This window comes from Nocardia barduliensis, assembly GCF_013315795.1.
Taxonomy (GTDB): Bacteria; Actinomycetota; Actinomycetes; order Mycobacteriales; family Mycobacteriaceae; genus Nocardia; species Nocardia barduliensis.
On record NZ_JABLTE010000111.1, the window covers coordinates 1 to 22,072 of the forward strand.

Below are 22,072 nucleotides of genomic sequence, written 5' to 3' on the forward strand. Positions count from 1 at the left end.
GGGTGGTGGCGGCACCGGCGGCCGCTGCGGCCTCGGCGGCGCCGCGGGCGGCGGCTGCATGCGCTGACCCGGCCGTGGCTGCGGTGCGGCCGGAGGACGACTGACCTGCGGCACTCGCGGCGCTTGCCCCTCCTGATAGGCACCGCTGTTCACGTCCGGGTTCTCGGCTTCTGGTGGAGCAGGGGTGCGCTCCCACGGCGCGACGGGCGCACGCCGAAGCGGCGGCCCTTCGAGCCGTTCACCTGGTCGAGGGCGATGAGCCGATATGTCATCGTCGCTCATCATGCCTCCTGTACCAGCCGGGATATCCGCACCCCCGTCGGTGCGGTGAGCCGCGGCTCGCCGCAACGGTTCGCCGTCACCGGCGAACATTCTGTCAGTGGTCCCCGTCCGGGCCGGACCGGCTCGGGAACACCGTGATTGTCCTCCACCGTGCCACACGACACCGGGATGTACCACATCGACGCAGGTAGAAGCGGTTCGCGCGGACCCGTCGAAGCGGGATCCGTCACCGCGTCTCCTGGAGCTGCTCCTGCTGCTGCTCTTGTTCCTCCGCCTGCAGCACCCGCCTGCGCGCCCGGCGGTACCGGTTGACCCGGCGCCTGGTGCCCGGATCGAAACCCTCGTCCGCCGGATCGGGCTGCCCGCGGAACCGGCGCCACAAACGGCGACCGGCCAACAGGAGCAGCAGGAGTGCGGCGCATCCGGTAATTATCGCCAAGGCCTGACCGTAGGCATTCGAACGCACCGACACCTGCGTGGGATTGCCCAGGGCGACTTCCTCCGGCGTGGTGAGCGAGATCGGAATGACCAGGTTCCGGCTGTCGCGAACCTCCGTCGGGATCTGGAACGACCGCGACCCGTTCGCCGGGAGCTGCTGTTCGCCAGGATCGGTGATCTCGGTCTCCGCCGGCGCCTCGATCCGGAACCTGACTCGGATGGCCACCGGCAGGTCATTGCGCGCGACCAGCAACAAAGGACTCTGCTCGGACGCGAGCGTGTACACCCCGCCCGGCGGGAGCACGGTGACGGAGCGATACAGCCTGTCCATCGTTCGCGTGTTCTGATCCAGCCTTCGCTGGGCGAATGTGTCCGGCGGCGCGGCGTCGCCCGCACGCCGATCGGAGAGGCTCAATACGCGCAGCAGGTCGTCGCGCAGCGGCGTCAAGAAATCGCGGGGCGTCGGCTCGGCCTCCGGCACGTCCACCAACGCGCGCATCATCTCGGTGATTCGGCGGCCTTGGTCGCGCACCGGCAGCACGAACCGTTCCGGCACCGCGTCCTGCGCCACCTGCGGCAGATAGTCCAGCTCGTAGGGCTGCGGGGCCGGCGGCAGCGCGACCAGATCATGGAACGGTCGCGCGGTGGCGAGATCGCCGCGCAGCAGCAGGTCGACTTGTCGCAGCAGCGCGGTCGCTTCGTCCCGGTTCGCACCCCACTGCTGCGGCGGGACGAGCAGCAGCGAACGCGGCCGGTTCGCCTCCGGATGCAGCGCGCTCCACGAGATCGCCCCGAGAGCGTCCTGCAGGCGGGCCGCACGCGAGTCGTTGGTCACGTCGTAGCGGACCCGGGCCGGGGTGAACGGCGGCGTGGGCGGATTCGAGCCCACCGCGGCGAGCGCCGTCGCCGACCAGATGTCGAATGTCACCGCGTGCAGCGCCGGATCGGCGGCCGGCGCGGGTGCACTGGCGGCGGGCGGTGCCGGGTTACCCACGACCGGCGGCGTGGGTGCGGGTGCGGCGGGCTGGGTCGCGGTGATCTCGGGCAGCCGAACCACTTCCGGGCTCACCGGGTCCGCGAGGGAGGCGGCGTCGTTCGAACCGGGAGTGGTCTGGCCGCTCTCACTGCTGGACTGAGCCCAGTCCACGCTGCCATGCGGAACGGCGGCCGTCGAGGCGAGCACGGCGGTGCCGAAGCCGTGAGCGCGCAGCAGGAGACCCGCCGCAGCGTCGATGCTGCCGGAATCCGGCAGGCTGACCCCGCGCACCGACCGGGTGGACAGGATCGAGTCGATGATGTCGGCCGGTTCGGTGATCGCGCGCGCCGACAGCGCCGGATCGTCGACCGCGGCCAGCGCGCTGAGATCGACCTGCGCGAACGGCAATGCCACGGTGCACATCGACCCGGCCAGCGCGCGCAACCGGTCCAGCCAGGCCTGCGCCTGCTCGGCGCCCGCGCCCGCCCTGGTCGCGCCGTCCGGATCGGACGGGCTGGCCAGCACGCGATAACCGTTGGTCATCGCGCGCACGGTGAGCAGCAGGTCGGGGTCGACGGCGAGGCACACGGCCGAGGTCAGCTCGGCGTTGCGGCTCGCTCCCGGGCTCGAAACGCCCTCCAGGGCGGCCAACAGCTGATCGAGACGGCCGCCCTTACCCAGCGAAGCGGCCAGTTCGTCGTCGGTGAGCTCCACCTTGCCGTCCACGTTGCCCGGACGACCGCCGACCTGCCTCGGCCGGTCGGCCAGCGGCCACAGCAACGTCGTGGCCACCGGCGCGTCGGTGGGTGCGGGCACCGGCGCGGCCGCGGAGCCCGCGTCCTCGCTCGCGGTCGGCGGTACGCCCAGCACCGGGAGCAGGAACCTGGCGTCGTCCAGCCGGGCCTGGGTGCCGTAAGCAGGCTCGCCGTTGACGTTCAGCAACAGCGGATAGACGCCCGGCTCCGTGATGCGCAGCGAGGTGGCGCCGCTCTCGGAGCGCAGCGGGATGCTCAGTGTGAACTGCTTGCGCTGCCCCGGATTCAGCCGCTGCACGACGTCCTCGAACTCGCCGTTCACGTCGTAATTGACCTCGTCGAGGCGCAGCGTGGCGCGCAGCCCGACCGGCGTGGTGATCGCCGCCGCCCGCTGGATACGGATGCTCACGTCGTCCACCACACGGTCGCCGATATTGGTGACCGTGCCCGCGACCGTCAGCCGCGAGTCGCTGGTGGTGGTCACCGTGGTCGGGGTCACCGAGTCGAGGGACAGCTTGAGAAACTTCGGACTCGACGAGGTACCGGACCCGGCCGGTTGCGCCTCGGCCGACGCGGAATCGAGCAGTGGCAGCGTCGTCACCGGGCCGAGGATGGTCAGGACCGCCACGAAGATCCGGAACAGTCCACGCGTCATCGCTTGCCGGTCTCCATCCGGTCGATCAGCTTGTTCGCCATCTCCGCCAGCCGCCGCTCGTCCGCGTAGGCCAGCCGAGAATCCAATTCACTCAACGGGACCCAGGCGACCTGGGTCACTTCCACGTCGGCATCCGACAGTTCACCACCGACCGAACGCAGCAGATAATGATGCACCGTTTTGTGTACCCGCCGACCGTCGGTCACGAACCAGTAATCGATGCTGCCGAGTTCGGCGACCACGACACCATTGATGCCGGTCTCCTCGGCGACCTCGCGGATCGCGGTCTGCTCGGCGGTCTCACCTTCTTCGATATGTCCTTTAGGCAGCGACCACAGTAACCGCCCACGGCGATCCGTGCGTCCGATGAGCGCGGCGCTGCGTGATTCCCGCGGCCCGTCCAAGCCGTCGACGACCAGACCCCCCGCCGACGTCTCCCGTACCGTACGCATCCGCGGCTTCGCGGCATTGGCGGCCGAACCGCGGCGCCGAGGCTGGCGGCGTCGACTGTTCGCACGATCGGCCGGAGACACCTGGCAATCCTACTGTGTTGGATTTGCAGCGCCTGCGGCGCTGCGTGTTCGCGGCCCCTTTGTGGCTCGCGTTTGCGCGGCCGCCGCTTGCTCCTTCGTCGCTTGCGCGGCGGCCGCGCAAACGCGAGCCGGGCCGCGAACGGCGCATGCTCGGTCTCGCTTCGCTCGAAACCTGGGGTCAGGGTGCGCCGGGCGCGTTGGTCTTCGGGCGCTGGGCATCGTGCACGCGGTTGGGAGCGGCTGATCGTCGGGTCGATCGGTGATTGGTGGTGTACGGCGGCTGCTTGGGCGGGAGCAGGGTGGTGAACGGTGGATGCTCGGTCGCTCGCTCGAAACCTGGGGTGGGGTGTGCCGGGCGCGTTGGTCTATGCGCTGGCAGCCGAGGTCAGGACGAAGTGCGTGTGATTTGGGTGGCTGGTGGTCGGGGTCGATCGGTGGTCGTGATGCATCGTGACTGCGGTCACTCGGCCATGAGCGGCGCGGACGGCGCTGATTTGTCTCGTCTTCTCTGGAACCGGCGGACCGGCGGCGTGCGGGATCAGTCCGCGGTTGGTGGTTCTGGTGATGGAGGCTCGTGATCGGGAGGCGTGGTCGGAGGCCGCTGGCTGGGTTGATATCGGAGTCCTTATATATCGGGGCTGCTGTGCGGGGCTGCGCCGCCGTATTCGCTGTGGCGGCTCGGTAAGCTGCTCATTCGTGGTTTCGCCGAAGTCCGAGGACGCTGCGCTGGATAGACGTACCCGATTGCTGGCCGCGGCGGCGGTGACGCTCGGGGGGCTGTCGGATGTGCTGACGCCCCTCGGCGAGATGTTCGCTGCGCGGGGGCACGAGCTGTACCTGGTCGGTGGCAGTGTGCGGGACGCGGTGCTCGGCCGACTCGGAACCGATCTGGATTTCACCACCGACGCGCGCCCGGAAGCGGTGCAGGACATCTTGCGCGGGTGGGCCGATCATCTGTGGGACACCGGCGGTCTGGCGTTCGGCACGGTCAGCGCGGCAAGGGCCGGCCAGCAGCTGGAGATCACCACGTTCCGGGCGGACAGCTACGACCGGGTGTCGCGCAACCCGGAGGTGACCTTCGGCGACTCGCTCGACGAGGATCTGGTGCGCCGGGACTTCACGGTGAACGCGATGGCGGTGAAGATCGGCGCGGACGGCGCGCTGGAGTTCGTCGACCCGCTCGACGGGATGACCGCCCTGCTCGAGGGCGTGCTGGATACGCCTGCCGCACCGGAGGACTCGTTCAACGACGACCCGTTGCGCATGCTGCGCGCCGCGCGGTTCGTCTCGCAGCTGGGCTTCGAATTGCATCCCAGGGTGCGCGCCGCGATCACCGCGATGGCCGACCAGATCGACCGCATCACCGCCGAGCGGGTGCGGGTCGAGCTGGACAAGCTGATCGGGGGGGCGCATCCGATCGACGGCATCAACGTGATGTGCGAGACCGGGCTGGCGCAGCGGGTGCTGCCGGAGGTGCCCGCGATGAAGCTGGAGATCGACGAACACCACCAGCACAAGGACGTCTACTGGCATTCGCTCACCGTGCTGGAGCAGGCGATCGACCAAGAGGAGGGCGACCCCGACCTGGTGCTGCGCTGGGCCGCGCTGCTGCACGACATCGGCAAGCCCGACACCAAGCGCAACGAGCCGGGCGGCGGCGTCAGCTTCCACCACCACGAAGTGGTCGGCGCGAAGATGGTGCGCAAACGGATGCGGGCGCTGAAGTATCCGAAGCAGTTCACCGAGGACGTGGCCCGGCTGGTGTTCCTGCACCTGCGCTTCCACGGCTACGGCAAAGGCCAGTGGACCGATTCCGCGGTCCGCCGCTACGTCACCGACGCCGACGACCTGCTCCCCCGCCTGCACAAACTCGTCCGCGCCGACTGCACCACCCGCAACAAGCGCAGGGCCGCCGCGCTACGCGCCACCTATGACGAACTGGAGGCGCGGATCGAGCGGTTGCGGGAGCAGGAGGACCTGGCCAAGGTCCGCCCAGATCTGGACGGCAACGCGATCATGGAGCTGCTCGGCGTGCCACCCGGCCCCGAGGTCGGGCGGGCCTGGCGTTATCTGAAGGAGCTGCGCCTCGACCGCGGCCCGCTCAGCAGGGACGACGCCGAGGCGGCGCTGCTCGAATGGTGGAAGACGCAGGGCTGACGGGTCAGAAGACGATGAGGGTGGTGCCGGCCAGGATCGCGGAGCGCATCTGGGCGAGATCGAACGAGCCGGTGATCTCCGGCAGTTCGACGCGGAACCGGATCAGATCGCCCTCCCGGTCGGCGCGCGCGATCCGGGCGTTCTTGGGCAGGTGCTCGAGCGGCATGACGGGGATGTGGATCGCGCGGCGGGGTATCGGCACGCCGAACCAGGTGGCTCTGCGCACCTCGATGGACAGCCGGTTGTCGCGGACCGACGCGTCCACCAGCGCGGTGAGCAGTCGGCGGCGGTGCCGGGCTCGGATCAGTCCGCTGGAGTGCACGTCCAGTGTCCAGTCCAGGGGCTGGGTGTTGAGCCACCCGACCAGCGCCGCGGTGGTGACGGTGCCGTCGAGGTCGAGCCGGGCGGTGCGCACCTTGGTCGGCACGCCCGGTATCAGGCGGACGCCGTGCGCGATGACGGTGACGGTCTCGATCGGGTGATCGTCCCAGCGCAGCCGGGACAACACGGTCTTGGTCTGGAAGTGCGCGCCGCGGCGGCGCACCTTGAGCACCTGCAAGGTGGCGTGCAGGTCGTGACCGAGCAGTGTGGCGCTGACCTCCTGCCCGCCGAACCGGCTCAGGATGCCCTCGCTGAGCATGGTCATCAGCACATCGGGCAGCAACGCCGTGACGGTGCCCGCGCCGAGGTCGGCGACCGGATCCATCCAGGCGGTGCTCAGCGCGACCCACTGCTCCAGCCAGGATTGATCGAACAGGCGCTTTCCGAGATCGACAGCCCGCAGCGGCGACCAGGACTTCGGATCGAAATACGTGGCCATGATTGAACTGAGCGTACTTGGCGCGGCGGGCCGAATCCGCGCGCTGTGACCCAGGTCGCGCGGTCGGCGCGACCTTGCCCGGGACAGCGCTCCGGCACGAGAATCGGAAGGCCGTCGGCAACACACTGGAGGACGCACATGGCGCTGGATCTGAACAGTGACCTCGGCGAGGGCTTCGGACCGTGGACGATGGGCGACGACGCCGCCATGCTCGACATCGTCACCAGCGCGAACATCGCCTGCGGGTTCCACGCGGGCGACCCTGCCATCATGCGCAGAACCTGCGCGCTGGCAGTGCGGAAGGGCGTGCGGGTCGGCGCACACGTGGGCTATCGCGACCTGGCCGGTTTCGGCAGGCGAGAGATCGCCGTCGCGCCCGGCGAACTTCGCGACGAGGTGCTGTATCAGATCGGCGGACTCGACGCTTTCGCGAAAGCCGCGGGCGACCGGGTGCGCTACGTGAAACCGCATGGGGCGTTGTATCACTCGGCCGCGCGCGATCGGACGCTGGCCGACGCGGTGCTGGCCGCGATGGCGGAGTACGACCCCCGGCTGGCCCTGCTCGGCCCGGCGGGTACCCAGTTGGAGGCCGCGGCGCAGGCCGCCGGGGTGCGCTTCGTCGGCGAAGGTTTCGCCGACCGTGCGTACACGCCGGACGGCTCGCTGGCCGCGCGCGGTACTCCCGGGGCGGTGCTGGAACCGCAGGAGGCGGTCGCCCAAGCGGTTTCGATCGCGAAGTCGGGCGCCGCCCGGGCGGCCGACGGCTCCGGCGCGGTCGCGGTGCGTGCGGCGAGCATCTGCGTGCACGGCGACTCGCCCGCCGCGGTGGAGATGGCCCGGTCCATCCGCGCCGCGCTGGACGAAGTCGGCGTGCCGGTGGAGCCGTTCGGCTGAGGGGCATGACGACGAAAGGCGCGGTGACCCGCGCGCAACGGCAGGCCGCGGAGGAGGCGATCCGCGCGGCGGGCGATCGGGCGCTGCTGATCACGCCCCAGCGGCGTGACATGGTGGCGCAACTGGTCACCGCACTGCGGGATCGCCCGGTACCCGGCGTGCAGGATCTGCTTCCGGCCGCGGAGACCGTACTGCTGACGCTCGATTCCCCGCGCGACGGCGAAGCGGTCCGCCGTGCGCTGACGACGCTCCTCATCTCCTTGCACGCCGAGCAGCCCGCCGGTGTTTCCCGTGGAACATTGCCGGACAATGCTTTCCGAGCCGAACCGGTGTCGATCCCGGTGCGCTATGACGGCGCCGATCTCGATGAGGTGGCACGGTTGCTGGAACTCACGACGGCGGAGGTGATCGCCGCGCACACGGGCACGGTGTGGCGGTGTGCCTTCGTCGGGTTCGCGCCGGGCTTCGGTTACTTGGAATCGCCGGACGGCAGGTTGTCCGTTCCGCGCAGAGCGCAGGCGCGCACGGCGATTCCGGCGGGCGCGGTCGCGCTCGCCGGTGGATACAGCGCGGTATATCCGCGCAGCACGCCCGGCGGGTGGCAGCTGATCGGCAGCACCGACCTCAGGATGTGGGATGTCGATCGTGACCCGCCCGCGGTGATCCGCGCGGGCGCCACGGTCCGATTCGCCGATGTGAGGAACGGCGGATGATCGTCGTAGACGAGGTCGGTCCACTCGCGACCATCCAGGATCTCGGGCGGCCGGGCTGGTTCGACTCCGGTGTCGGCGTCGCGGGGGCGGCCGATCGCGGGGCACTGCGGCTGGCCAATCGGCTGGTCGGCAACCCGGAAGGGCATGCGGCGATCGAAGTGCTGCTCGGCGGGCTCGCCCTGCGCGCCGAAGAGCACGTCATGCTGGCGGTCACCGGTGCGCCCGCGCCCGCGACCGTGGACGGCAGGCCGGTGGGGCACGCGAGCGTCCTGGAACTCGAGCCGGGCCAGGCGCTCCGGCTCGGCTACGCCTCCGTCGGACTGCGCAGCTACGTCGCGGTGCGCGGCGGCGTCGACGTACCGGCGACGCTCGGTTCCCGCAGCCGCGACACCATGTCCGGGCTGGGGCCGGAGCCTTTGGGCAAGGGTGATCGCCTCCCGGTCGGCCCATCGCCGCGCACGATTCCGATCGTGGACTTCGCCCCGGTCGCCGAGTTGCCCGCGGACGCCGTCACCGTCCGCGCTGTGCTCGGGCCGCGCGACGATTGGTTCTCCGAAGCCGCGGCGTTGTTCGAGGGCGAGTGGGAGGTGTCCTCCGAGACCGACCGGATCGGCGCGCGATTGGATCGCCGCACCGGTCCACCGCTGACCCGCAGGGTCACCCGCGAACTGCCCACCGAAGGCATGGCGCTGGGCTCGATCCAGGTGCCGCCGAGTGGACAGCCGGTCGTCTTCCTCGCCGATCACCCGGTCACCGGCGGCTATCCGGTGATCGGGGTGCTCATCGATGCCGACGTCGACGCGATCGCGCAAGCCCGACCCGGTCAGCCGGTGCGGTTCGTGCGTGCGGGCTGACCCGGGCTCACGCCGTGAGGCAGCCGGGCGTGCATGAGATACACGTTGTAGCTGTCCCACGCCGAGATCAGGAAGTACAGGTCCTCGGCGGTCGACCACGGATGGATGAACCCGCCGTAGGACTTCGGGTAGTCGGCGGTGGACACCAGCGGGATCGCGTCCGTCCACGCGCCCTGCGGGCTCGCCGCGGTACGCAGCACGATCGCGCCCCGCGCCGAATCCAGGTACACCATCTGCCACTGCTCGGTCTCCCGGTCGTAGCGCACCGAGAGTTCGCTGGCCATGCCCAGCACCAGCGGGGTGGCCTGGTTCTCGGCGGCGGGCGCCCAGTTGCCGTCCACCCAGTACTGATAGGCGGACTTGTTGAGGATCTGGTGCGCGGGGACGCGGGCCAGGGCGATCAGGCCGATGCGCCCGTTGGGCGTGCCGAACATGTAGACGTAGTCGCCTTGCGGCACCATCGCCGCCACCTGGAACTTGCCCAGACCGAACAGGTTCTCCCACTTGGCATGCTGGTCTTTCCGCCAGGTTCGCCCGTGGTCGTCGGAGTAGGCGATCCCGCCGTAATTGGTCCACCACAGCCCCGGGATGCGGCTCCACCGGTTGACCGACATGTAGCTGAGGTAGTGGCGGTTCCCCACGGCGAATCCGGAGGTGGGGATCGTGGTGGTCTCCCAGTTCTTGATCTTGCGACTGCCCAGGATCTCCGCCGCGTGACAGCGGCTGTCCTGGGCGAAGGTGTCCAGGGTCAGCCCGTCGGACAGGTCGCGGTCGGTGCTGAAACCGATGACGTTGCTGCGCCAGTCCTGCTCGTCGTTGCCCGCGCCACCGCCACCCCAGCCCTTGCCGAAGGTGTCGCCGAACACCACGGCGACCTCACCTGGCGCGGTCTCCCACATCAACCCGAGATCGGTTCCGTCGACCTGCCAGCGCATGTCGGTGCGGTTCTCCGAGCCGTGCCCGGTCACCTGCTCGACCAGCCGGACCGACTCGACCGTCGGCGCGGCCACCGGCGCCGCGAGCGGACCGGGTTCCGCCGGATGCACCACGTGGGGTGGTGCGGGTTGCGGCTGCTCGCCCGGTCCGCCGGGCACCGGCACCGGAATCGGCTCGATCTCCGGCTTGAACTCGATGCGCGGCAGCTTGACCGGCGCACCTGATCCCGAGCCGGAACCGCTGCCCGACCCGGATCCCGGGGCGGAGTCGGACGAGCCGGAGGAGCCGGAACTCGAACCGGTCCCCTCGCCGGCGCCGGTCTCCGGGGTCGGGCTTGGGTCGGGATCGGGCTCGGGATGCTTCGGATTGTCCCTGATGTCCGGGCAGGGGTTGTCGCACGGATTCGCAGGCAGCGGGTCGGGGACGATGCGCGTGTTGTCCTGCGGCGGGTCGGGCACCGGAACCGGCGTGAGCTCCGGGATCGGCACCGGGATGTCGATCTGCGGCGGCAGCGGTGGCGGCGGGGGCTGTGCCGGATCGGGCTGGCGGTTGAGCGGGTCGAAACCGATCTCGCCGCAGCTGTTCACCGGCGGCGGCGCCCAGGGGAACGGCGCGGCCTGCGCGGTGGGCATCGGCACGGCGAGGGCGCCGACGAGCAGTGCGCCGAGCATGGCAGGCGCCCAGGGGGATGCGGTTGCGGATGCGCGCGTCACGTCGGCCCGGCCGCGGCTATCCGGTGATCGGGCGCCCGGTGGCGGACCGAATTTGCCCCGTGCCCAGTAGTTCTCGTACCGCGTCGAGGTGGTGCACCGGAGAACCCATGTCGTGTTGACTCCTGTCGGTCGGCCGCTGACGAGTCAACTTACCGGAACGACAGGCGCGAACGGGGGACGATGAATCGAGAAGCCGCGATGGAACCGGAGCGGCTCCGCGCGCGTCCAAGGACATATGGACGAGATCGAGTACGTGTTCGGCACCGGTGACGGAACCGTGCACGTCTGGACCAGCGAGGCCGACCTGGAACTCGGCGGCACGGGCACGGCCGACGCGGTGCGGCTGGACTTCGACGGGGACGGCATCGCCGACGACGCGCTGTGGGATTCGGCCGGCTCGGGCCACGCCGACATCGCGGCGCTGGATCTGGACGACGACGGGGTGCTCGACCACTTCTTCACCGATCCCACCGGCCTCGGCACGTGGAACCACCACGTCACCGGGTTGCCCGGCGATGCAGCCAGCGAGCAGCTCGACTGGATCGTGCGCACGGACGCGCAGGCACCCGATCGTCCGCCCGATCCCGAACAGCTCCCGGATTCGTTACTGCCGGAGCCGGATCAGCTCGGCGCACCATCCGACGGCGTGGCCGCAGGACCGCTGCCCGAGCATGTCGTCCACCGGCTCGGCCGCGACGGACGAAATCTCGGCGACGAGCCCTTCATCGCCTGAGCGCCCCGCGGCGCGTGTTCAACGCGATGGCAGCGATGCCCGCCGCGTAGACCGCCGCGCCACCGAGTACCACGGCGGCCGAGCGGCCGTCGTCCGGGACGACCAGCGCGGCGATGGCGATCGCCAGCACGAACGCGATGTTGAAGACGGTGTCCTGCAACGCGAACACCTGACCGCGCCGGGCGTCGTCGATATCGATCTGCATGGTCGCGTCACCGGTCAGTTTGATCGTCTGTCCGGCCAGGCCGAGCAGAAAGGCACCCACCAAGAGGAGTTCGTGCGCTCGCTCCACCGCGGCGCCCGAGTCGGCGAACGCGATCGGGGTGACGAACGTGAGCTGCACCAGTATCGCGGAGACCAGACCGACGACCACGGTGCGCGCCCGCCCCAGCCGCGGAATGAGCAGTGGCGCGACGACGGCGGCCACCAGCATCCCCGCCGCGGTGGCGGCTATCGCGACGCCGAAACCGACCAGGCCACCACTGAGTCCGGAGCCGTCCATCGGGGTCTGGCGCAAGACCAGCACCATGATCAGCGTATTCATGCCGAAGACGATCCGATGCGTCCCGATGCCCAGCATCGCCGCCGTGACCACCCGCGATTCCCACACCGCCCCGGCGCCGGTACGCAGACCGGTGGCGATCGCGTGCACGGTGTTCTCCCCTTTCGCCGCGTCCGGCGCCGGGCCGAGCATGCGCGGCCGGAACCCGGCCGCGAGTATCGCGCCGAGCACGGACCCGGTGCCGCTGATCGCGACAGCGACCGCCGAGCCGAAGTCCCCCGCTCCGATCAACCCGATCACACCCACGGCGACGGCCGCTCCCAGCCCGGCGCATCCGGAGGCGACCGTGGCCAGAACCGAGTTCATCGGCACCAGCCACGCGGGCGCCAGCACCCGCGGCAGTGCCGCCGACACGCCCGCCAGGACGAATCGGCTGATGCCCACCACCGCCAAGGCCAGCAACAGCAGCGGCGTCTCGCCGACCCCGGCCAGCAGCCCCACGCTCACCAGCGCGATGGCGACAGCGCGCACCAGGTTGGCCGCCAGCAGCACGCCGCGCCGGTCCCACCGGTCCAGCAGCGCACCCGCGTACGGTCCGATCAGCGAATACGGCAGCAGCAGCACCGCGAAGCCCGCCGCGATGGCCAGCGGGTCGGTCTGCCGCTCGGGGTTGAACAGGATCGCGCCGGACAATGCCGCCTGGAACATTCCGTCGCCGAATTGCCCCGCGAAACGCACCACGGCCAGCCGCGACACGCCCGGACTCTGCCGAAGCGTGACACGCAGACCAACCGGCCGATGCTCTGCGGGAGTGCGGCCTTCGGCGTGACCAGTCGACACGTCCGTGAGCGTACCTTCGTTCGCCCACGATGCCGCACGCTCGGGCTACGGCGGCGAACCCCCGGGGCGGGCGGGTCACACGCGGTCGATGAGCATGCTCACCGTCTTGCGCATATCCGGCGCCATCGGCAGCTCGTCGACCGCGCTCGCGTCGATCCACGCGCAGGCGTCGTGCTCCCCTGGCGCGAGCGCGACCTCGCCCGGTTCCGCCTCCGCGACGAAGCAGTATTTCCGCACTTTCGACTTGGTCCGGGTGGCGTAATCGAACCCACCGAGGAAGTCGGTGACGGCGCGGATCCGCAGCCCCGTTTCCTCCAGCAATTCCCGCGCCACGCACTCGGCGAATGTCTCACCCGATTCGACGCCCCCGCCGGGCAGTTCGTACATACCGCCGTGATAGTCGTCGGCGACCCGGCGCACCACCAGAAGCCGTCCGTCGCGGAACACGGCGACGCCGATCACGAAATGCTCGATGCCGTCGCGACGAGCTTCGCTGCGGAGTTGCTGCTCCATCCGGGCGAGGTCGTCCGGGTCAAGCACGTCGTTACCTCCGGTTGTCGTTGTGACACTTGGCAATCCGGGCCGGTCCGCGATATCCGACGAGGTGACCCGACGTTTCGACGTACCGGTTGGTTCTGCTCGCCTCCCGTTCACCTTCCGGTCGCTCGCGTAAAATGCCGAGTGCGGCACAATTTACTAGGAATGTGGAGTACCGCGGTGGAAGTGCTCCTACCCTGAATGGCGATCGGTGCACGGTCCCGAGAGGAGGACCATGATGTCCACACTCACGACACCACACATCGATGTCCACCGTGGCGGCGACCGCATGAAGACGCGGGTCTCCTGGCTGGATTCGAAGCACTCGTTCTCCTTCGGGGAACATTACGATCCCGAGAACACCCACCACGGCCTACTGCTGGTCAACAACGAAGACGTGGTCTCCCCGGGGCAGGGTTTCGACACCCACCCGCATCGGGACATGGAGATCGTCACCTGGGTGCTCGGCGGCAGCCTGGTGCACCAGGATTCGCTGGGACACAGCGGTGTGATCTATCCCGGGCTGGCCCAGCGGATGAGCGCGGGCACCGGCATCCTGCATTCGGAGAAGAACGACTCGTGGCGGTTGGACGGCCGGGTCCCCGAACACGACGAGCCCGTTCATTTCGTGCAGATGTGGGTCGTGCCCGACGAGCCGGGTCTCGCCCCCGGCTACCAGCAGCTCGAAATCGACGACGAGCTGGCCGGCGGCGGTCTGGTGACGGTCGCCTCGGGCCTGCCCCGCTACCGCGATCGCACCGCCATCGCCATCAACAGCAGCCATTCGGCGCTGCACGTGGCGCGCATGGCGAGCGCGGAGCCGGGCGCCGAGCAGGCGATCGACCTACCCGACGCGCCCTACCTGCACTTGTTCGTGGCGCGCGGAGAGGTGGACATGGCGGGCGTCGGCCCGCTCTACGAGGGAGACGCGGTGCGTTTGACCAGGTCGGGGGGCCAACGTGTGGTGGCGCGGCAGCCTTCGGAAATACTGGTATGGGAGATGCACGCACGACTGGGCGCCCAGTAGCCGGTTCGCATTAACATCCGTCCGTAGGGAGCGCGATCAGTAGGCGACCGCGTGCACCCCGGACCTACCCGTCCGGACCGAGCATCGCAGGGCACCGACGGAGAGGAAGTCCATGTCGCAATATCCGCCCCCGCCGCCCGGCCAGTACCCGCCGCAGGGGCAATATCCGCCGCCCCCGGGCGGCCAGTACCCTGGCCAGCCCGCCTACTGGCAGGAATCGCCGAAAGGCCGCGGTCTGGCGATCACCGCGCTGGTGCTCGGCATCCTCGCGCTGCTGTTCTTCTGGACCATCATCGGCGGCTATCTCTGCGGCATCTTCGCCGTCATTCTCGGCATCATCGCGGTGGTCAAGGCGCGTGCGGGCACCGCGGGCGGTATGGGCATGGCGGTGGCGGGCGTGGTCCTGGGTGTGCTGGGCATCGTCGGCGCCGTGCTGCTCACCATCGTCGGTTACAGCTTCTTCATCGATTCGGGCGGCAAGGACTTCGTGGACTGCGTGAACAAGGCGGGCAACGACCAGTCCAAGATCGAGCAGTGCGAGCGGGACTGGAATCAGAAGCTGCAGGACAGGTACAGCGTCACGTTCACTCCGCCACCCGCGCCGACGCCCCGGTAGCCGCGGCGCACGCCCGGGTCGCGGCGATCACCTCGGCGAATGCGCGGCGGAAGTCGCCGTCGGGCGCCACGACCCAGGTGCGGTAGCCGCCGTGCTCGTCGGTGGGCGAGGGCAGCACGATATGGCTGCCAGGCAACGCGATCGAGGCGCAGACCCGGAACAGATCGGCGAACAGTCCGGTGTCCAGATAGGAGTTGTCGGTGGGGCCGGTCAGGAACGTCCAGCGATCCGCTCGCGGATGCGCGATGACCGGTCCCGGCCGGGACTCGGGTCCGGCCGCCAACCGATCGCGCACGCGCCGGCCGAACGCGGCGGGCATCACGACCGCTCCGACCGCTCCGACTTCCAGCATGATGCGACCGAGGATCGGGTCGACGAGGGCGTACAGCCTGTTGTCCTCGCGGTAGCGGCGACAGCGAGCGAACGCGTCCTGGATCGCCGGGAAGTCCGTGGACGCGAGCTGCCTGCCTGATTCGATGCGCGATGTACTCATGACAACCTCGCCTCGCTGCGGTGGAGCGTGCTCGGGAGAAACGATCGCTGGTCCTCGACAGTAGCCCCGGTCAAGTCGCTTGACAATAGTCACCGGGCGGCGCGTCCGAGTGGGCGTAGCATCCCCACATATGGCACCCGTCTCGCCCACCGTTGCCCGCTGGGAACTGGTGCTTCGGCTGCGTGAACTGCGCGAACAGCGCGGGTTCGACTCCGCGGGCTTCGCGCGGCGGGTGGGATTCACCCCGGCCAACTGGTCGCATGTCGAGAAGGGCAGGCGGGTACTCACCACCAAGACCATCGGCCCGGTGCTCGAACTGCTCGAGGTGGAAGCCGAGGAACGCGCCGAGCTGCTGGCCCTGCTCGAGGCCAGCAAGCAGCGCGGCTGGTGGACGAAGTCCTCCGCGCTGATCGGGCCGGAGTTGCAGCGCCTGTACGGCATGGAATACGGCGCGCAGAGCATTCGCAGCTACGACAGCCTCGTCGTGCCCGGGTTGTTGCAGACCGAGGACTACGCTCGCGCCTTGATCAGTGCCGACGTGATGATCCGCCCCGTCCAGGTCGAGCAGTTGGTGGCGATCCGGATGCGGCGCCAAGAGCGGTTGCGCGGCGCGCATCCGGTCGAGCTGACCGCGGTGTTCGGCGAGGGCACCCTGCTACAGCAGACCGGAGGTCCGGAAGTGCTGCGCGGGCAGCTGGAGTACCTGGCGGAAGTGATCGAGGAACTGGACACCGTCGAGGTGCGTGTCATCCCGTTCACGGCCAGCGCGGGCGCGGTGCTCGGCGGGTCGAGCTTCCACCTCATCGACTTCGCCGGCGAGCAGCTGCCCACCTTCGGCTGGGTGGAGAGCGCGGTGTTCGGCGGGGCCGTCGAGGACCCGGAGCTGGTCCGCGATCTACGCTTCGCATACCAGCGCGCGGTGCGGCAGTCGCTCTCACGTATGGAGTCGTTAGCCCTGATCAGACGGTATTCCCGCGTGTAAAATCCTGCCCATGGCCACCACCGCACGGCCGGTACGCACCGGCTGGTTCACATCGACCAGATCGAACAATGGCAACCAGTGCGTCGAGGTTCGGTTCGAGGGTTCAGCGGTGCTCATCCGTGACAGCAAGTATCGCCGCAACCCGGCAGGCCGCCCCGTCGAAGAGCCCGTCATCACCGTCACCGCAGCCGAATGGACCGTTTTCCTCGACGGCCTGCGCACCAACGCGCGATCGCAGGGCAACCTGCGCGCGCACACCACCGCCGACGGTCACACCGCACTGCGTCACGGCGCGACCACTCTTGTCTACACTCCGGAGGAGTGGCGCGCCTTCCTGCTCGGCGCGCACGACGGCGAATTCGACCGCGTCGTGTCGCCCGCCTGATTTCCCTGCTCGGCGGCCCTGGCCGGAGGGCCTACCCGGGTACACACCGGCATACTGGAGACCGTGACTTCCGAACCGACCCGTCCTTCCGGTATTGATCTGTCCCACCTCGACCAGAGCGTGCGGGTGCAGGACGACCTGTTCGCGCACGTCAACGGCAAATGGCTGGCTGAGCATCGGATTCCGGCCGACCGGGCCGTGGACGGCGCCTTCCGCGCCCTGTACGACCAGGCGGAGCTGGACGTCAAGACGATCATTCAGAATGCCGCGGACGCCGAGGCCGAGCCCGGCAGCGACGCCCGCAAGATCGGCGACCTGTACTCCAGCTTCATGGACACCGAGGCGGTGGCCGCCGCCGGGCTCGTGCCGATCGCCCCCGAACTCGCCGCGATCGCCGAGGTCGGCGACAAGAAGGCGTTCGCGGCGCTGCTCGGCCGGTTGCAGCGCACCGGCGTCGGTGGCGCCGTCGCCGTTTTCGTCGACACCGACGACAAGGACTCCAACCGCTACCTGGTGCACGCCACCCAGTCCGGCATCGGCCTGCCCGACGAGTCGTACTACCGGCAGGACGAGTTCGCCGAGATCCGGGCGAAATACATCGCGCACGTCAACCGCATGTTCGCCCTGGCCGCCGCCGACCAGCGGGTAGCCGGGCTGCTGCCGGAGGACCTCGAGTCCGTCGGCGACCGCGTCTTCAGGCTGGAGCGGAAACTGGCCGCCGGGCACTGGGACGTGGTGCGCCGCCGCGACGCCGAACTCAGGTACAACCTGGTGGCGTTCGACGCCTTGGTCGCGGACAATCCCGAGTTCGATTGGGCCGCGTGGGCTTCCGCGCTGGCCGACGGCGTCGACCGCGCCGGTCCCGAGCTGTTCGCCGAGCTGGTGATCCGTCAGCCGGATTACCTGCGCACGTTCGCGCGGCTCTGGGCCGAGGAGTCGCTCGCGGACTGGCAGGCGTGGGCGGTTTGGCGGGTACTGCGCTCGCGGGCGCCCTACCTGACCGATGCGGTGGTCGAGGAGAACTTCGACTTCTACGGCCGCACGCTCACCGGCGCCGAGGAGAACCGGGAACGCTGGAAGCGCGGCGTCACGCTGGTGCAAGATCTGCTCGGCGAAGCGGTCGGCAAACTGTATGTGGCCGAGCACTTTCCGCCGGAGGCCAAGGACCGGATGGTCGAATTGGTGGCCAACCTGCAGGAGGCTTACCGCCGCAATATCGCCGAGCTGGAGTGGATGGGTCCGGGCACCAGGATCGCCGCGCTGGCCAAACTGGAGAAGTTCACTCCGAAGATCGGCTACCCGGACAAGTGGCGGGACTACTCCGGCGTGGTGATCGACCCGGCCGACCTGGTCGGAAACTATCGCAGAGGCTATGCGGCCGAGCACGATCGGGAAATGAACAAGCTCGGCGGTCCCGTGGACCGGGACGAGTGGTTCATGACCCCGCAGACGGTGAACGCCTACTACAACCCGGGCATGAACGAAATCGTCTTCCCGGCCGCGATCCTGCGGCCGCCGTTCTTCGACATGAATGCCGACGACGCGGCCAACTACGGCGGCATCGGCGCGGTGATCGGGCACGAGATCGGGCACGGCTTCGACGACCAGGGCGCGAAGTACGACGGCGACGGCAACATGATGGACTGGTGGACCGACGAGGACCGCGCCGAATTCGGCAAGCGGACAAGGGCGTTGATCGATCAGTACGACGTGCTCTCACCCAAGGAACTGCCGGACGAGCACACCGTGAACGGCCAGTTCACCATCGGCGAGAACATCGGTGACCTCGGTGGCCTCTCCATCGCGCTGGAAGCCTACAAGATCTCGCTGGACGGCGCCGCCGCGCCGGAGATCGACGGGCTCACCGGGTTGCAACGGGTGTTCTACGGCTGGGCGCAGGTGTGGCGCACGAAAGTTCGTGCGGAGGAGGCCGTCCGCCGGCTCGCCACCGACCCGCACTCGCCGGCGGAGTTTCGTTGCAACGCGGTCGTGCGCAATATCGACAGCTTCCACGAAGCGTTCGACGTCAAGCCCGGCGACGCGTTGTACCTGGAACCCGCTGAGCGCGTGAAGATCTGGTAGTTCTGGTGGCTGGGCGGTCCCGCGGGGCCGCCCAGCCACTTCCCGCTCTCAGTTCCAGTCGCCCAAGCCGTCGCTCGCGCTGAGCGTGCCGCCCTGGGTGTTCTGCACGATCACCGGGTCGCCGCGGCGCGCGTTCTCGAAGAACCATTTGCCGTCTTCGGTGCTGACGTTCAGGCAGCCGTGGCTGGCGTTGGAGACGCCCTGCTGGGCGACCGACCACGGGGCGGCGTGCACGAAGATGCCGCTGTTGGAGATCCGGGTGGCGTACTCGACCTCGAGCTTGTAACCCTCGGGGTCGGTGATCGGCACACCGTAGGTGGACGAGTCCATGACCATCTTGCGCTGCTGCTCGCCGACGATGTAGGTGCCGTTCGGCGTCTCGTGCTTGGGCTTGCCCATCGAGGTGGGCATCTCCCGCACCACCTCGCCGTTGCGGGTGACGGTGATGGTGTGGGTCTCGTCGTCGGCGGTCGCCACGAACGCGTCGCCGATGCGGAACGAGCTGGTCGTACCGCCCGCCTGCACCTGCACGTCGGTGTTGTCCGGCCAGAACTCGTTCGGGCGCCAGCGCACCTGCTTGTCACCGCGCCAGTAGAAGTGCCCGGGGGCAGGCTTCGACGAAGTGATCTTGATGGCCTGCTCGGCGGTGGCGTGGTCGGTCACCGGTTCTTTGAAGGTGATGATGATCGGCTGCGCGACGCCCACGACCTCGCCGTCGGCGATGTTGATCGAGGGCGGGGCGAAGTTCGCCTGCGGCGCGGGCTCGGTGGCCGCGGCGGCCGACCCGGTATCGAGACCCGGGAGCGGTTCGGCCTGCGCGGGCGCGACGAGCATGACACCGGCCGCCGCGATCGCGGCGGACAGCAGGACGCCCTCGCGCAACCGGCGGGCTAGCCGAGCTCCCTTGCGGTGAGCAGGCAACGACGCGGTGTGCAAAGCGGCATGCATAGGTTTCTCGTCCATTCCATCTCTCGCGCGCACGCGTACCCGCACGTAGCGAGATCTTTCATTTCAGCGCGGAGCCAGAAGAGCGCCCCACGGGTATCGACGGCCCGACCCGTCGTCCCTTCCTACCGTTTCTGCGCAGGGTGCGGCCAGTGGCGTTTCAGAGTGATGCGGCACAGGAGCAGGTTGTGCCATGGATCACAATTGCTTCCGACGGGTATCGGTGCGGAGAAACGGCCCGGTCAGGGGGATCATGTGAGGGTTGGCCGATGGTGGATAGATACGCGAAAGATGGTTCGCCACAAACCTGTTAGTGATGAAGGTCACTGATAGGGGGTAGTCCAATCGCGGGATTGGGAACCGGCCGCGATGGCGTGCGGGATCGAATGCGGGACGCTCCCGAGGGCCTGTCGCGGCGGCCGCCGAACCCGGACCGAACTCACTTCACACGCGCGGCGCGGCCGCAATGGCGCCAGCGCCGGGCACGGTGGTCTCGAGCACGAAACCGCCGCCGGAGCGGTTCGACGGTTGCCCGGGGGAACCGCCGGACGGCCCGCTAGTGGTCGATCTGCTTGTGTTTGCGCACCGTGGTCTGGGTCGTCGCGGCCAGGCGCGCCAACCTGGCGTCGCCGAGTGCGGTCACCATGCTGCCGAGCCCGTTGGTCACGAAGGCGATCGACATGCCGAGATCCAGGTCGGCGTACGCGCCGGAGCCTCCGACGCCGTAATGACCGAACGCGTTGCGCGGCTGCTGCTTGGACATCAGCACCGGGCGGTGGTAGCCGAGCGTGAAGCGAATCGGCACGCCGAGCACGTAGTCGCGGCTGTGGGCGGGCTGTACCTGGTTGATCGTCGCGATCGTCTCCGGCCGCAGCAACCGGACGAGACGCTCCGATCCACTCGCGCCGGCACCGTGCCCGCTCCGGCCCACGTAGACCACTCCGTGGTTGGCCAGCGCACCGTACATCCGCGCCAGCGCGCGGGCGGTGAACACGCCGTTCCAGCCGGGCATCACCGAGTCGTGCACCCGGGGGTCGCGGACCAGCTCGTCGAAGCTTTCCGGCATGCCCGCCTCGGCGAGTCCGCGCACGGGTCGCACCCAGGACAGCACCGAGGAGGCGGTGTTCCAGCGGATCCCCGGTGGACCGAGCGGACGGAAGATCTTGGCGATCCGATGCCGTTCGGATTCCGGGACGCGGAACCAGTATTCGTCCAGACCGAGCGGCTCGGCGATCTCGGTGCGCAACACCTCGGTGAACGGCGCGCCGGTGGCCCGCTGCACGATCTCGGCGACCAGCCAGCCGAAGGTGATCGCGTGGTAGCCGGAGGTGCGGATGCGGCGCGGGTCCGGCGGGCTGTCGGCCAGTGCCCGCACCACCGCGTCGTAGTGCAGGATGCCTTCCCGGCCGGGAACGAGGCCGCGCACCCGGTGCAACCCGGCGCGATGTGAGAGCACGTCGCGCACCGTGATGTCCTCTTTGCCGTGCGCGGCGAACTCCGGCCAGTACTCGGCGACTGGCGTGTCGTAACCGATCAGCCCGCGTTCGGCGAGGCGGTGCACGACGGTCGAGGCCACGCCCTTGCCGGTGGAGAAGGTGAGTGCGACGGTGTCGCCGCTCCAGCGGCGCTCCTTGTCCGCCCAACCGGCCCAGATGTCGACCACCGGTCGGCCGTCGAGATAGACCGCCAGCGCGCCGCCGCCGCGCGCGGGCTGGGCGAACATGCCGAAGAATTGATCGGCCAGCCGGATGAAATGCGGGTCGACCAGCATCTCGCGCGGTGCCGCCGGTTTCTCGCGTGCCGAATCGGCGGGCTCGAAGCCGTCCGCCGCCATTGCCGAAACCATGGGGTCACCTCCTGACCGCCGTTATCCGGGCTGGTCAACCAGGGTAACCCGTTCAGTCGGTCTGCCAGAGCCCAAAAGGCGTGGCGAGGCACGCGTCGCCGGTGGTCGCGTTCCATGCGAAGGCCGCCGCGCCCAAGCACACGACGGCCTGCCGGCCGGTCTCCACTCCCGCTCGCGATCCTTCGAACGCGATCGAGACCGCGAACGTCCGCGCCTGCGGATCGTCGGTGATCGAGGTCAGCGCCACGGCGTCCGGGCCGAAGCCGACCGCCACCGGCATTCCACCCGCCCCCTCGCCCGCGCCGACGCCGCCCGCCGCGCCGATGCCGATGGCCGTCGCGCCGAGCGTCGCGTTTGC

The 22,072-nt window shown here is 69.3% G+C and carries 20 protein-coding genes; 10 read left to right on the top strand and 10 right to left on the bottom strand.

The genetic code is table 11. The features are described 5' to 3' along the window. Positions 1-508: 508 nt before the first annotated feature. On the bottom strand, positions 509-3,106 hold the full coding sequence (locus HOV91_RS32150) for a DUF6049 family protein (RefSeq protein ID WP_174189055.1): 2,598 nt from the start codon (positions 3,104-3,106) through the stop codon (positions 509-511). Then, on the bottom strand, positions 3,103-3,639 hold the full coding sequence (locus HOV91_RS32155) for an NUDIX hydrolase (protein WP_043734587.1): 537 nt from the start codon (positions 3,637-3,639) through the stop codon (positions 3,103-3,105). The genes HOV91_RS32150 and HOV91_RS32155 overlap by 4 nt, the downstream gene beginning before the upstream one ends. Before the next feature lie 696 nt (positions 3,640-4,335). On the opposite strand from HOV91_RS32155, the gene HOV91_RS32160 reads away from it, so the two are divergent. Next, positions 4,336-5,796, top strand: coding sequence for a CCA tRNA nucleotidyltransferase (locus HOV91_RS32160; RefSeq protein ID WP_312884838.1), 1,461 nt, complete (start codon positions 4,336-4,338; stop codon positions 5,794-5,796). Between the two features lie 4 nt (positions 5,797-5,800). On the opposite strand, the gene HOV91_RS32165 is transcribed toward HOV91_RS32160, so the two are convergent. Beyond that, positions 5,801-6,616: a hypothetical protein gene (locus HOV91_RS32165; protein ID WP_174189056.1), complete on the bottom strand. Its 816-nt coding sequence runs from the start codon at positions 6,614-6,616 to the stop codon at positions 5,801-5,803. Positions 6,617-6,754: 138 nt separating this feature from the next. Between HOV91_RS32165 and HOV91_RS32170 the strand changes: the two genes are divergently transcribed. The 3 genes from HOV91_RS32170 to HOV91_RS32180 are packed head-to-tail and all read left to right on the top strand — an operon-like array spanning position 6,755 to position 9,077. Further along, positions 6,755-7,510 (top strand): LamB/YcsF family protein, encoded by a 756-nt coding sequence (locus tag HOV91_RS32170; protein WP_217441383.1) that lies wholly within the window; start codon positions 6,755-6,757, stop codon positions 7,508-7,510. Between the two features lie 5 nt (positions 7,511-7,515). Beyond that, entirely contained in the window at positions 7,516-8,223 is a 708-nt protein-coding gene (locus HOV91_RS32175) for a 5-oxoprolinase subunit B family protein (protein WP_174189057.1), read from the top strand. Continuing rightward, a complete protein-coding gene (locus tag HOV91_RS32180; protein ID WP_174189058.1) occupies positions 8,220-9,077 on the top strand; it encodes a 5-oxoprolinase subunit C family protein in 858 nt (285 codons plus the stop codon). Before HOV91_RS32175 ends, HOV91_RS32180 begins: the two co-directional genes overlap by 4 nt. Here HOV91_RS32180 and HOV91_RS32185 read toward each other — a convergent pair. Then, positions 9,047-10,684, bottom strand: a complete 1,638-nt coding sequence (locus HOV91_RS32185; RefSeq protein WP_174189059.1) for a glycoside hydrolase family 183 protein — start codon at positions 10,682-10,684, stop codon at positions 9,047-9,049. The two genes, HOV91_RS32180 and HOV91_RS32185, sit on opposite strands and share 31 nt — an antisense overlap. Positions 10,685-10,961: 277 nt before the next feature. Here HOV91_RS32185 and HOV91_RS32190 point away from each other — a divergent pair, with 277 nt between their 5' ends. Beyond that, entirely contained in the window at positions 10,962-11,459 is a 498-nt protein-coding gene (locus HOV91_RS32190; protein WP_174189060.1) for a hypothetical protein, read from the top strand. Here HOV91_RS32190 and HOV91_RS32195 read toward each other — a convergent pair. Next, positions 11,449-12,747, bottom strand: coding sequence for an MFS transporter (locus tag HOV91_RS32195; RefSeq protein ID WP_217441384.1), 1,299 nt, complete (start codon positions 12,745-12,747; stop codon positions 11,449-11,451). The genes HOV91_RS32190 and HOV91_RS32195 overlap by 11 nt on opposite strands. Positions 12,748-12,876: 129 nt before the next feature. Next, entirely contained in the window at positions 12,877-13,341 is a 465-nt protein-coding gene (locus tag HOV91_RS32200) for an NUDIX hydrolase (protein WP_312884839.1), read from the bottom strand. 235 nt (positions 13,342-13,576) lie between these two features. Between HOV91_RS32200 and HOV91_RS32205 the strand changes: the two genes are divergently transcribed. Both HOV91_RS32205 and HOV91_RS32210 read left to right on the top strand, forming a co-directional pair. Next, a complete protein-coding gene (locus HOV91_RS32205; protein ID WP_174189071.1) occupies positions 13,577-14,365 on the top strand; it encodes a pirin family protein in 789 nt (262 codons plus the stop codon). Positions 14,366-14,477: 112 nt separating this feature from the next. Next, positions 14,478-14,981: a DUF4190 domain-containing protein gene (locus HOV91_RS32210; protein ID WP_174189062.1), complete on the top strand. Its 504-nt coding sequence runs from the start codon at positions 14,478-14,480 to the stop codon at positions 14,979-14,981. Here the strand turns inward: HOV91_RS32210 and HOV91_RS32215 are convergent. Next, a complete protein-coding gene (locus HOV91_RS32215) occupies positions 14,950-15,474 on the bottom strand; it encodes a hypothetical protein (RefSeq protein WP_174189063.1) in 525 nt (174 codons plus the stop codon). The two genes, HOV91_RS32210 and HOV91_RS32215, sit on opposite strands and share 32 nt — an antisense overlap. 130 nt (positions 15,475-15,604) lie before the next feature. Here HOV91_RS32215 and HOV91_RS32220 point away from each other — a divergent pair, with 130 nt between their 5' ends. From HOV91_RS32220 to HOV91_RS32230, 3 genes are all read left to right on the top strand, one after another. Then, positions 15,605-16,456, top strand: a complete 852-nt coding sequence (locus HOV91_RS32220) for a Scr1 family TA system antitoxin-like transcriptional regulator (RefSeq protein WP_174189064.1) — start codon at positions 15,605-15,607, stop codon at positions 16,454-16,456. A 10-nt stretch (positions 16,457-16,466) separates the two neighbouring features. Beyond that, entirely contained in the window at positions 16,467-16,841 is a 375-nt protein-coding gene (locus HOV91_RS32225; protein ID WP_174189065.1) for a DUF397 domain-containing protein, read from the top strand. Between the two features lie 63 nt (positions 16,842-16,904). Beyond that, entirely contained in the window at positions 16,905-18,923 is a 2,019-nt protein-coding gene (locus HOV91_RS32230) for a M13 family metallopeptidase (protein ID WP_174189066.1), read from the top strand. Positions 18,924-18,971: 48 nt separating this feature from the next. On the opposite strand, the gene HOV91_RS32235 is transcribed toward HOV91_RS32230, so the two are convergent. From HOV91_RS32235 to HOV91_RS32245, 3 genes are all read right to left on the bottom strand, one after another. Then, on the bottom strand, positions 18,972-19,871 hold the full coding sequence (locus tag HOV91_RS32235; RefSeq protein ID WP_246351250.1) for a L,D-transpeptidase: 900 nt from the start codon (positions 19,869-19,871) through the stop codon (positions 18,972-18,974). A gap of 553 nt (positions 19,872-20,424) precedes the next feature. Further along, a complete protein-coding gene (locus tag HOV91_RS32240; protein WP_174189072.1) occupies positions 20,425-21,702 on the bottom strand; it encodes a serine hydrolase domain-containing protein in 1,278 nt (425 codons plus the stop codon). A gap of 64 nt (positions 21,703-21,766) precedes the next feature. Beyond that, the coding region (locus HOV91_RS32245; RefSeq protein WP_312884840.1) for a DUF6764 family protein at positions 21,767-22,072 on the bottom strand (306 nt) is incomplete at its 5' end.